Source organism: Rhodococcus sp. IEGM 1307, assembly GCF_030056915.1.
Taxonomy (GTDB): domain Bacteria; phylum Actinomycetota; class Actinomycetes; order Mycobacteriales; family Mycobacteriaceae; genus Rhodococcus_F; species Rhodococcus_F opacus_D.
Genome location: NZ_JASHKW010000025.1, coordinates 150,726 through 160,948, shown reverse-complemented (window position 1 = coordinate 160,948; position 10,223 = coordinate 150,726). Strand labels below are relative to the sequence as shown.

Annotated in this window: 9 protein-coding genes and 4 pseudogenes; 8 read left to right on the top strand and 5 right to left on the bottom strand. The window is 63.6% G+C overall.

What is annotated here, in order from left to right; all coding sequences use genetic code 11:
• A partial coding sequence (gene cofC, locus QM841_RS36150; protein WP_283335685.1) for a 2-phospho-L-lactate guanylyltransferase occupies positions 1 to 625 on the top strand: 625 nt, incomplete at its 5' end.
• 98 nt (positions 626 to 723) lie between these two features.
• Here the strand turns inward: cofC and QM841_RS36145 are convergent.
• From QM841_RS36145 to QM841_RS36135, 3 genes and pseudogenes are all read right to left on the bottom strand, one after another.
• Positions 724 to 906 (bottom strand): annotated as a pseudogene (locus tag QM841_RS36145) (IS3 family transposase); the annotation flags it as partial.
• Positions 882 to 1,064: pseudogene (locus QM841_RS36140) on the bottom strand (IS21 family transposase); the annotation flags it as partial. The pseudogenes QM841_RS36145 and QM841_RS36140, both read right to left, overlap by 25 nt.
• A 223-nt stretch (positions 1,065 to 1,287) precedes the next feature.
• On the bottom strand, positions 1,288 to 1,878 hold the full coding sequence (locus QM841_RS36135; RefSeq protein WP_105417763.1) for a TetR/AcrR family transcriptional regulator: 591 nt from the start codon (positions 1,876 to 1,878) through the stop codon (positions 1,288 to 1,290).
• Positions 1,879 to 2,012: 134 nt separating this feature from the next.
• Here QM841_RS36135 and QM841_RS36130 point away from each other — a divergent pair, with 134 nt between their 5' ends.
• From QM841_RS36130 to QM841_RS36115, 4 genes are all read left to right on the top strand, one after another.
• Positions 2,013 to 2,585 carry a DUF308 domain-containing protein gene (locus tag QM841_RS36130; RefSeq protein WP_283335684.1) on the top strand — a complete coding sequence of 191 codons (573 nt, stop codon included), beginning with the start codon at positions 2,013 to 2,015 and terminating at the stop codon, positions 2,583 to 2,585.
• Positions 2,582 to 3,970, top strand: coding sequence for a mycothione reductase (mtr, locus tag QM841_RS36125; protein ID WP_105417759.1), 1,389 nt, complete (start codon positions 2,582 to 2,584; stop codon positions 3,968 to 3,970). Before QM841_RS36130 ends, mtr begins: the two co-directional genes overlap by 4 nt.
• Positions 3,971 to 4,047: 77 nt before the next feature.
• The gene (locus QM841_RS36120) at positions 4,048 to 4,470 is read left to right on the top strand and encodes an organic hydroperoxide resistance protein (protein WP_105417757.1); all 423 of its coding nucleotides are present in this window, start codon (positions 4,048 to 4,050) and stop codon (positions 4,468 to 4,470) included.
• A 44-nt stretch (positions 4,471 to 4,514) separates the two neighbouring features.
• Positions 4,515 to 4,811, top strand: a complete 297-nt coding sequence (locus QM841_RS36115; protein WP_283335682.1) for a hypothetical protein — start codon at positions 4,515 to 4,517, stop codon at positions 4,809 to 4,811.
• Positions 4,812 to 5,277: 466 nt separating this feature from the next.
• On the opposite strand, the pseudogene QM841_RS36110 reads toward QM841_RS36115, so the two are convergent.
• Both QM841_RS36110 and QM841_RS36105 read right to left on the bottom strand, forming a co-directional pair.
• Positions 5,278 to 5,436 (bottom strand): annotated as a pseudogene (locus QM841_RS36110) (SDR family oxidoreductase); the annotation flags it as partial.
• Between the two features lie 966 nt (positions 5,437 to 6,402).
• Positions 6,403 to 7,038, bottom strand: coding sequence for a TetR family transcriptional regulator (locus QM841_RS36105; RefSeq protein WP_241962025.1), 636 nt, complete (start codon positions 7,036 to 7,038; stop codon positions 6,403 to 6,405).
• A 178-nt stretch (positions 7,039 to 7,216) separates the two neighbouring features.
• Here QM841_RS36105 and QM841_RS36100 point away from each other — a divergent pair, with 178 nt between their 5' ends.
• From QM841_RS36100 to QM841_RS36090, 3 genes and pseudogenes are all read left to right on the top strand, one after another.
• The gene (locus tag QM841_RS36100; RefSeq protein WP_105417751.1) at positions 7,217 to 8,143 is read left to right on the top strand and encodes an SDR family NAD(P)-dependent oxidoreductase; all 927 of its coding nucleotides are present in this window, start codon (positions 7,217 to 7,219) and stop codon (positions 8,141 to 8,143) included.
• Entirely contained in the window at positions 8,140 to 9,339 is a 1,200-nt protein-coding gene (locus QM841_RS36095) for an acetyl-CoA C-acyltransferase (protein WP_105417749.1), read from the top strand. Before QM841_RS36100 ends, QM841_RS36095 begins: the two co-directional genes overlap by 4 nt.
• Positions 9,340 to 9,420: 81 nt before the next feature.
• Positions 9,421 to 9,737, top strand: a pseudogene (locus QM841_RS36090) (MFS transporter); the annotation flags it as partial.
• Positions 9,738 to 10,223 lie beyond the last annotated feature (486 nt).

The following is a 10,223-nucleotide window of genomic DNA, read 5'->3' as shown; positions in this document are numbered from 1 at the left end:
CGATCGCTACGCGGTCGTAGTGCCTATCAGATCCCTGAACACGGCTAAGAGCCGCCTTCTTACGGATTCGGATGCACTGCGCTCACAAATCGCGCTTGCTTTCTTCCTTGACACGATCGCCGCGCTCGAAGGTAGTGCAGCGGTGGATCGGATCGTTGTGGTGTCGGGCGATGAAACTATTCGTCGATGTGTTCGGAGGCGATGTGAGATCGTGGCGGATGGCGAAACCGGTCTCGCGGCGGCGATAGATCTCGGTGTTGCGCAGTTGCAAAAAGTGCGCCATATGGGGCCTGTGGCGGTTGTCCTCCCCGATTTGCCCTATGCGACTTCAGGTGCTTTCGATGCGTTGTTCCTCGCTGCGCACGAACACAAGCGGGCCTTTTTGATTGACTCTGCCGGTGAGGGCACAACGTGTGTGACAGCGACGTCGGCGGACATGATGGTGCACCGTTTCGGTCCAAACTCAGCCCGGGCGCACAGCGATGCAGGACTCGCCGCACTTGACCTGCGAGTGCCCGAGTTACGTGCCGACGTAGATGTCCTTGACGACTTGGATCATCGGCAATCACTTAGGCTAGGTGTAGAGACCCACAAAGTGCTGAATCGTTGGCCGCTGCGCGTTTAGCGAGCCGAACTCCGTCTGCGAGCATGCCATGGGCTGATTCGGGCTCTACGCCAGTTTGGGACTGCCCCCACCCTGGTTGACACACGGGGTGTGTAGTTTCAGGCCGCGTGTGCAGTCTGATGGAGCGTCTCATATTCGACGGGTGTCAGTCGACCGAGACCGCGTTGCCGGCGCCGCCGGTGGTAGGTCGTCTCGATCCACCCGACGATCGCCAACCGTAGTTCCTCACGGCTGCTCCAGCGGCGACGGTCGAGGACATTGCGTTGCAGCAACGCGAAGAACCACAGGTCATCGTCAAGACCGGGAGCTTTGTCGGCGTCCGCGATTGCCCGTGATCGACCGGCAGGGTGATCGGCGGGAACCAGAAATCGCACTGGGCGATCTCCCCGGGCAGGTACGTGGTGCGCGAGGCCGGATCCGGGGGCAGGTAGACCGGTCGTGTGCATCGAGCAGTGTCGGGGTGGGCCCGCATACGGTCATGCCCACAGTTCAGCGTCGGCTTGCCGCTAAGCTCGGAAACGCAGGCTCGGTGTGGCGTAGGACTCCGTTAGCTGTGACTGCCCGCTTGTCTTCGCTGGCTTCACGAGATCCGTCACCATTCGAGAACACGAACTACCCGATCGACCGGTCGGCGCGGTGGGTCGGTGGGGGTGTGACTAACTTTACCGCTGGGTGGTGATGATGGCGGCGAATGCCGCGCCGAGTGATTCGGCGACGGTGGAGGGTGTGCCGAGGTAGCCGTTCACCATCGCCCCGTCCCGCAGAAGCATCAACTGCCTTGCCGTGGAATCGATCTCGCTCATCTCGGCTTCGGCGGCAATGTCGGCGAATGTGCCGAGCATCCACCGGCGGTGTTCGTCGACGACGATGCGGACCGGGTCGTCGGGGTCGGAGAACTCCGCGGCAGCGTTGATGAACGCACAGCCCCGGAAGCCGGGGCTGCAACTCGCGGCCCCGATGTCGGTGGCGAGTGTGCGCAACGATCCCACTGGATCGCCCTGGCGGTGCACGTATTCTATCCATGCGCGTTCGCCGGCTGCCTTCTGCTTCAGGTAGGCGACCACGAGATCGCTCTTGGTGCGGAAATGGCGATAGAAGGTCACCTTTGTGATGCCGACCTGCTCGATTATGCGGTCGGCGCTCGTTGCCCGAATTCCGTAGGCGTAGAACAGCTCACCTGCAGTGGTGAGGATTTTGTCTCTTGTGGACGGCGCCGAGGTGCGTGGCGCCTGGTCCGTGGTGTCGGCGGGCATCGGGTCTCCTGAATGTCGAGCTGGTTGCGCTTTCGCTGCTATCAACTTATAGTTCCGTCAAGTAGACGTACTAGTAACTCTACCTGAGCATCGAGCCACCGACCCTTCACACTCTCGACGAAAGAAGACTCACGATGACCACCTCCATCACGCGTTCGCCGGCACAGCTCCTCGCCTCGCTGCGCGGCATCTACTTCCTCCGCTTCGCCTTCGCCCTGGCATGGGCTCTGATCCTGATCACCTCCAAGCCCCACCTCGGGCCGCTGCTGACGATCCTGCTGGTGATCTACCCGTTCGTCGACGCCGGAGCCGTGTACTGGCAGCTTCGTTCCGAGGGCCGGGCGTCGGCGCCGCGGGTGACCGAGACGATCAACGTGGCCGTCAGCGTCATCGTCGCCATCGCAGTGGGGGTCGCCTCGACGATGTCCATCGCCGCAGCCCTCGGAGTATGGGGAGCGTGGGCGGCCATATCGGGAATCACCCAGCTCGTCACCGCCGTGCAACGCCGCCACGCCGGCGGTCAGATCCCGCAAATGCTCAGCGGTGGCATCTCGGTCTTGGCCGGCCTGTCGTTCCTGGCACAGGCACTGCAGGGCGCCGACAACATCGCCAGCATCGGCGGCTACGCCGTCCTCGGCGGACTCTTCTTCCTCGTCTCGGCCATCCGAGTGAGCATGCTCCTAGGCAAGACCGGCACGTTGTCATGAGTGGCGACAAGCACTTCGATGTCGCGATCATCGGTTCGGGATCCGGCAATTCGATCCCCGACGAGCGATTCGCCGGCATGTCAGTGGCACTGTTCGAGGAGGGCGCGCAGTTCGGAGGCACATGCCTCAACGTCGGCTGCATCCCCACCAAGATGTTCGTCTACGCTGCCGAGGTCGCACAGACCATCCGTGACTCGGCCCGCTACGGCATCGACACCACCACCCCGACCGTGCGGTGGACAGACATCGTCGGCCGAGTCTTCGACCGGCTCGACCCACTCTCGGTCGGCGGGAGGAACTACCGGGAAACCGGCAGCGGCAACGTCACACTGTTCTCTGGTCACGCAAGCTTCGTAGGCCTGAAAACCATCGCCACCGGCACCGGCGAGATCGTCACCGCCGACCAGATCGTTGTGGCCGCCGGGTCCCGACCGGTGATACCCCAGCAGGTCTTGGGCAGCGGCGTCCCGTTCCACACCAACGACGACATCATGCGCCTGCCGGCACAACCCCGCCATCTCGTCATTCTCGGATCCGGCTATATCGCAGCCGAATTCGCCCACGTGTTCTCCGCACTGGGAACGAAGGTGTCCATCGTCGCCCGCAAGGACGGCCTCCTGCGAAACCTCGACACCGACATCTCCGACAGGTTCACCGCACTGGCACAGAAGAACTGGGATGTACGCCTCAATACCGACGCCCCGATCGCGATATCGGAAGACGGACAGGACGGCCTGGCACTACCAGACGGAACCCGCGTACTGGGCGATGCACTGCTCGTCGCTGTCGGCCGCACCCCCAACGGTGACCGCATCGGCGCACAGGCCGGCGGAATCGAGCTCGACCACCACGGCCGGATCGTCGTCGACGAATTCGGACGCACCACCGCCGAAGGTGTCTACGCACTCGGCGACGTGTCCTCCAAGTTCCAGCTCAAACACGTCGCCAACCACGAAGCCCGTGTGATCCGAGAGAACCTGCTCACCCACGCGTGGAATAACCCCGCGACGCTGCAGGCCTTCGACCACCGTTTCGTGCCCGCCGCCGTCTTCACCCACCCACAAATCGCGCAGGTAGGCATGACCGAAACGCAAGCCCGCGACGCCGGCCTCGACATCGCGGTCAAAATACAGAACTACAGCGACGTCGCCTACGGCTGGGCCATGGAAGACCGCGAAGGATTCTGCAAAATCATCGCCCAAAGAAGAACCGGAAAACTCCTCGGCGCACACATCATCGGCGAACAAGCCCCCACCCTCATCCAACCACTCATTCAAGCAATGAGCCTGGGTACCAACGCCACCGACATGGCCCGCGGACAGTACTGGATCCACCCCGGACTACCTGAAGTCGTCGAAAACGCCCTCCTCGGACTCGACATCTAAACCAGCCGAGGACCGTTCGGGGCAGCAAAAGATTTTCACTTCACACAACATTTCACAACCAGGAAAGTAGGACTCTCATGAACGCTCTCTACACCGCTGAAGCGCTCGCCACCGGAGACGGCCGCAGCGGCCACTCCCGCACCTCCGACGGCCGCCTCGATCTCGACCTCGCCATCCCAGAAGCAATGGGCGGCAGCGGCGACGGCACCAACCCAGAACAGCTCTTCGCCGCCGGCTACGCAGCCTGCTTCCACTCCGCCCTGCAGATGGTCGCGCGTGCCGACAAGGCCGACATCACCGACTCCGCCGTCGGCGCACGCGTCGGAATCGGCCCCAACGACGCCGGCGGCTTCGGGCTCGAAGTCACCCTCGATGTGACCCTGCCGAACCTCGGCCGCGGCGAGGCTCAGTCCCTCGTGGACAAGGCCCACCAGGTCTGCCCCTACTCCAACGCGACCCGCGGCAACATCGACGTCACCATCAGCGTCACCGACGACTGAAAAATCCCACCCGCTTTATCATGTCCCGAAGATCGGAAAATAGCATGCATCGCAACATCATTCGAACCTCCATTCTGGGCTCCACGATCGCTGTCGCCGGATTTGGCAGCGTCGCGGCCGCGGGTGCCGACACCGTGATACATCCCGGCGCCGAACGCGGTGCGTACTGCTCGGTGGTGGCGGACGAGGGTACGGTCACCGACCTCAACACTCCGAGCCAGTGCATTCAAGCCCGCATCGCCATCCACATCGACGACAGGCGCGCAGAAAGACTCGCCCAGGCGGAGCGGACGAGACAGGACCGCGCCGACGCTCACCGCGCCGACCGCGCGGATAGGTAATGTGCTCGGAAGATTCATGGCGAGGCAGGACCAGACACAGCAACGAATGGCACTGCCGGTCCAGTTACGAAGAACGACGGCCCACATCTACAAGCCCGATCGTTCACAGCCTTGCAGTTCGTGCACCTTGCAATGACGACGTCACCGATGAGCGGTCGGGCGGTGTCCGCGAGCCCATGCGCTGCGAGTCCTCCACAAGGCGGTTCGAAACGTGAACAGAGCGGCACGGTCCGACGGATGTCGCCGTGCGGGGCGTCGTAGCGACGCTGGTTTGTTGTCGGCGTGGATTGTCGTCATCAGCCCGGCTTGATTCCGAACGCCTTGTGCAGTAGACCTCAGTCAGTTCGCACCTTGAGTTCGAACTGCATCGAGGCAGGGGAACTGACTCGGGCACCACCGGAACCGGATCCGTGACGGCGACGGTGGAGACGCCTTCTACTCCTGCATCTCTACCGTCGAGAGTTGACTAAACTTTGGAGGTGAAGCCCGCGTCGACTGTCATCTGCAAGCCGGTGATGTACCGGCTGGCGTCGGACGCCAGGAGGAGGACCGCATTGCTCACGTCTTGGGCGTCGATGAGACCGACGGGCAACAGATTGCTCGCCACGTTCGCGGCCACCTCAGGGTATTTGGGCACTGGGAGATTTCTATGTGTCGCTCCTCCATTCGGTCACGAGTCCAACGAAGGATCGAACAACTGAACAGGCCGATCCAACGCTACTGGCAACCCTGCATATCAAGACTCGTCGTATTGCCCCAGGCCTGATCTCCTGCCCTGACGGCAAGCCCGAGGACGGTCGTCAGGATTCCCTGACGGCCGATGCCGTTCACCCACGCGCTGTGCGCTGGGTCACGGGTTAGGTTGCTGTATAACGGAATCCGACAAAAGCCGAGTGATTACTTCGGAAGTGTTCATTGCCAACGGGAGTCCGGTGTCGTGGTTCCATTCGGGTAGCTCGTCGGTGACGATTTCGGTGTAGGTGGCTTCGAGGGCTTTGCGTTTGGCCTCGGTGGAGGCGCGTGCGTAGATTTCGGTGGTGGCCAGGTCGACGTGTCCGAGGATGTCGCGGATGTAGGGCAGCGGGACGCCGGCCTCGTAGAGGTAGCATGGCCTTGCTGTGGCGCAGGATGTGCGGGCTGAGGTCGGCGTCGGCCAGTTCCGGGTCGCCGCGCGGGGTGAGGCTGCCCCCTTGGAGTGGACACCCTTGATGTAGGGGCGGGGCCTCCCGCTCCAGGTGGTTCCCGGCGAATGCTGGGTCTCAAGTTTCCATCACAGCGTAGGAGGCCCCTATGGACGAGTATGACGAAAAACGTGCGCCACGAACGCACCTGGAGGTTGCGATGTAGAGGATCGGGCCGAAAGTTGCGGTGTCGTGCTGGTGATGGAGGTGGGCCCTCCGGGGCCGCCCTGCAGGGGAGGTCTCAAACCACGGGGAACCCCATCCCGCAGTCCCGGCAAACTGCCGGCGTGTCGGGTCACAACAGGGCAAACCTTCACGGGCTAGTTGGCGCGCCGTAGGTTGAACTCCGTCTATGGAATTATTCCTGGAGTCTTTGGAGGAATGACTAGCGTCGAATTGGATCCGTGAGATCAGTTTTCCACTGGTGTTGCGGCAATTCCGCCGATCAGGATGTCCACTACTTGACTGGCCAGGTTGTGGACGTCCTCTTCGGTCTGTCCCTCGATCTTTCGGTACCAGACGTCGACGGCATTGAGGTTGCTCAGCAGGGTTCGGGTGGCGAGTGCATCGTCGACGTTGCGTAGGGAGCCGTCCGCGATTCCCTCGGTGATGACGTGGTGGAACATGCCTTCGTAGTCACGTCTGAGTTCGTTGAGGGCGGCCAGCGCGTCACGCTGTCGGACCTTCAGCGCGGTTGATGCCTGATCGCGTACTCCTTGGTGGACCACGTGGTGGTATCCGAGATCGATCATCAGGTTCTCCACGTGAGCGATCGACATCGCCACGAGTCGCTGGCGTCCGGTCCCGGGTGCGCCCACGTACGGTTCGACCCGCTCCCGTACCCGGCGCATGCCGTCCTCGTACACCGCGAGGAAGATGTCGAACTTCGACCGGAAGTGGTAGTAGATCAGGCCCTTCGTGGCACCGACATCGTCTGCGATGTCATCGATGGTGGTGTTCGCGAACCCACGGAGCATGAAGGCGTCCGCCGCGGCATCGAGAATCCGCCCCTTGACGTCCGGTTCCAGTTCGGCGCTCGCGCTCACAGTTCTCTCCAACTTCGTTCGGGTGGCGCGATCATCAGGACACCGCTCCCGGCGAGGCACCACGGAGTTTCCCCGGGTGGCGCACCTCGTTCTCGGCATCGCGGTGTCGCGCACGATTGACAGCTATTATGACCCTCGATAATACTCGGTAGTATCCCTGGTGGAAGGCTATTTCCGTATGCACATCAACTTTTCCGGCAAGGTCGCCATCGTGACGGGCGCGGGTGGCGGTCTCGGCCGTGCGCATGCCCTCGCGCTCGCCGAACGCGGCGCGAAGGTCGTGGTCAACGACATGGGAGGGTCGGTCACCGGTGGCGGTGTGGACGACGGTCCGGCAGCGCGAGTGGTCACCGAGATCGAGCAGCGTGGCGGGAAGGCGTTCGCGCATCGTTGCGATGTCACCGACGTCGCCGAGGTCGAGGACATGGTGCGCCAGGCGATCGCACGGTGGGGGCGGGTCGACATCTTGATCAACAATGCCGGCATCCTGCGCGACAAGTCGTTCGCCAAGGTAGACCTCGACGACTTCCGGAAGGTCCTCGACGTGCACCTGATGGGCTCGGTGCACTGCACCAAGGCGGTTTGGCCGCACATGGTCGAGCAGGGATACGGCCGCATCCTGATGACGACGTCCGCCTCGGGCATCTACGGCAACTTCGGCCAGTCCAACTACGGCGCCGCCAAGTCCGGAGTGGTCGGGCTGATGAACGTCCTCTCGATCGAGGGTGCCCGCAAAGGCATTCGGGTCAACGCCCTCGCTCCGACGGCCGCCACCCGGATGACCGAGGACCTCATCGACGACGAAGCACTGGCAGCGCTGACTCCGGAATCGATCTCTCCCGGGGCGCTGTACCTGGTCTCCGAGGACGCCCCGACCAAGACAATCCTCGCTGCCGGTGCCGGCGTCTTCGCCGTGGCCCGGATGGAGGAGTCGGCCGGGGTGTACCTGCCCGAGGATGTCCGCTCCCCGGAGGTGATCGCCGAACGGTGGTCCGAGATCAGCGACATGTCCTCCTCGGTGATCACCGAATCCGCGTTCGAGCAGACCGGCCGCTACGTCGCCATCGCCGCCGGCGCGGACCTGAGCTCGGGAGTGGGCCGATGAGGGAAGCAGTCATCGTCTCCACCGCGCGCACGCCGATCGGCAAAGCGTTCCGAGGGGCATTCAACGACACATCCGGACCACACCTGGCCGCGCACGCGATCACCGGGGCATTGGCCAGGGCCGTTCTCGACGGGGCCGAGGTCGAAGATGTCATCCTCGGCTGCGCAATGCCCGAAGGTGCCACCGGGTTCAACGTGGCGCGCCAGGCCGCGCTGCGCGCGGACCTTTCGGTCACGGTGCCCGGAATGACCATCGACCGGCAATGCTCGTCCGGCCTGATGGCAATCGCCACCGCAGCCAAGCAGATCATCGTCGACGGCATGACGGTCACCATCGGCGGCGGGGTCGAATCGATTTCCCTGGTCCAGAACGAGCACAAGAACCGGCACCGGGAAGCCGACGATTGGCTGACCCAGAAACTCCCCGCCACCTACATGCCCATGCTCGAGACCGCCGAGATCGTCGCCGACCGTTACCGCATCAGCCGGGAAGCCCAGGACCGTTTCGCGCTGCTCTCACAACAGCGCACCGCCGCCGCGCAGGACCACGGCCTCTTTCACGAGGAGATCGTTCCCTTCGCCGGAACCCGAATCGTCGTGGACACCGAAACCGGTGAACCGCGATCGGTGGACTTCGTGCTCGACGCGGACGAAGGCAATCGCCCGTCGACCACGATCGAGGGACTGTCGGCGCTGCGCCCCGTCCTTCCCGACGGCACGGTCTCTGCGCAGTCCTCGATCACTGCCGGAAATGCCTCGCAGCTGTCCGACGGTGCCGCCGCCGTGGTGCTGATGGACGCGGCCGAAGCATCGCGCCGCTCTCTCGCACCGCTCGGAACGTACCGAGGCATCGCGGTCGCCGGCTGCTCACCGGAGGAGATGGGCATCGGACCAATCTTCGCGATCCCGAAACTTCTGACCCAACACGGTCTTTCGGTCGACGACATCGACCTGTGGGAATTGAACGAGGCGTTCGCGTCTCAGGCCCTGTACTGCCGCGACCTCCTCGGTCTCGACCCCGAGAAGGTCAATGTCAACGGCGGAGCGATCTCCATCGGCCACCCCTACGGAATGTCGGGCGCACGCATGGTCGGACACGCACTCCTCGAAGGACGCCGCCGCGGGTCCCGCTACGTCGTGGTGACGATGTGCATCGGCGGCGGCATGGGCGCCGCCGGCCTGTTCGAAGTGCACTGATTCCCCGCGACCCCGACACTGCACCGAGCCGATCGCTCCGATCCACCCCAAATCTCTTTGCAACAACCCGAAGGAAATCACATGAGCATCGATTCTGTGCTCGCAGCAGCCGACGAGGTGCACAAGCGCGCCACCCGCAAGGCGGTGCTGCGGCTGCTGTCGGTGATGTGCGCGGCGTACTTTATGGCCTACATCGACTGCACCAAACGACGCTCTGGCCAAGACCCATCTGTGCCGCCGCATTCGGTCTCGGCGCCGGCATCTTCTTCATCAGCTACGCCTTCCTCGAAATTCCGAGCAACCTGATCATGTACCGGGTCGAACCGCGCAAATGGATCGCCCGGATCACCATCACCTGGGGAATCCTGTCGGCGTTGATGATGTTCGTCCAGGGCGAGCAGTTATCCGGCCATGATGTCGGGAGCTCGCCGGGCCCTGCCGGGGGGCGATGCGACCCGCGCAACTCGCCGAGACGATTGAAACGGCCCGGGTCACCTTCGCGGCCGCGGTGACCACCATCTGGCGCGGAGTGCTGCCGCACCTGCAGGGCAGGCAACTTCCCATCGCTGATTGTCGGAGACGAGTGGGCTCAGGACCATCACGAGGTCGAGCTGATGGATCCGCTGGGCGCAAGCTGAGCAAGGCGCGGCTTCCGTAAGGAGTGGTCGGGATCGCACGGTTGCATGCGCTAATCGGGGGCAGCTCGGCGACGAGGCTGATGAGGCCGAGGTGGCGATCGGCGAGTACTTCCCGGCCGCGTTGGAAGCGTTCGACGACCTCGACGCCGTCGATGCCCCCGAACTGCTCGGCAAGGCGCCCGACCCGACCTCGATGCCCTCGAGCTGCTGGGCAGGCGCCCGACCCGGCCTCGGCGGCGCGACTGA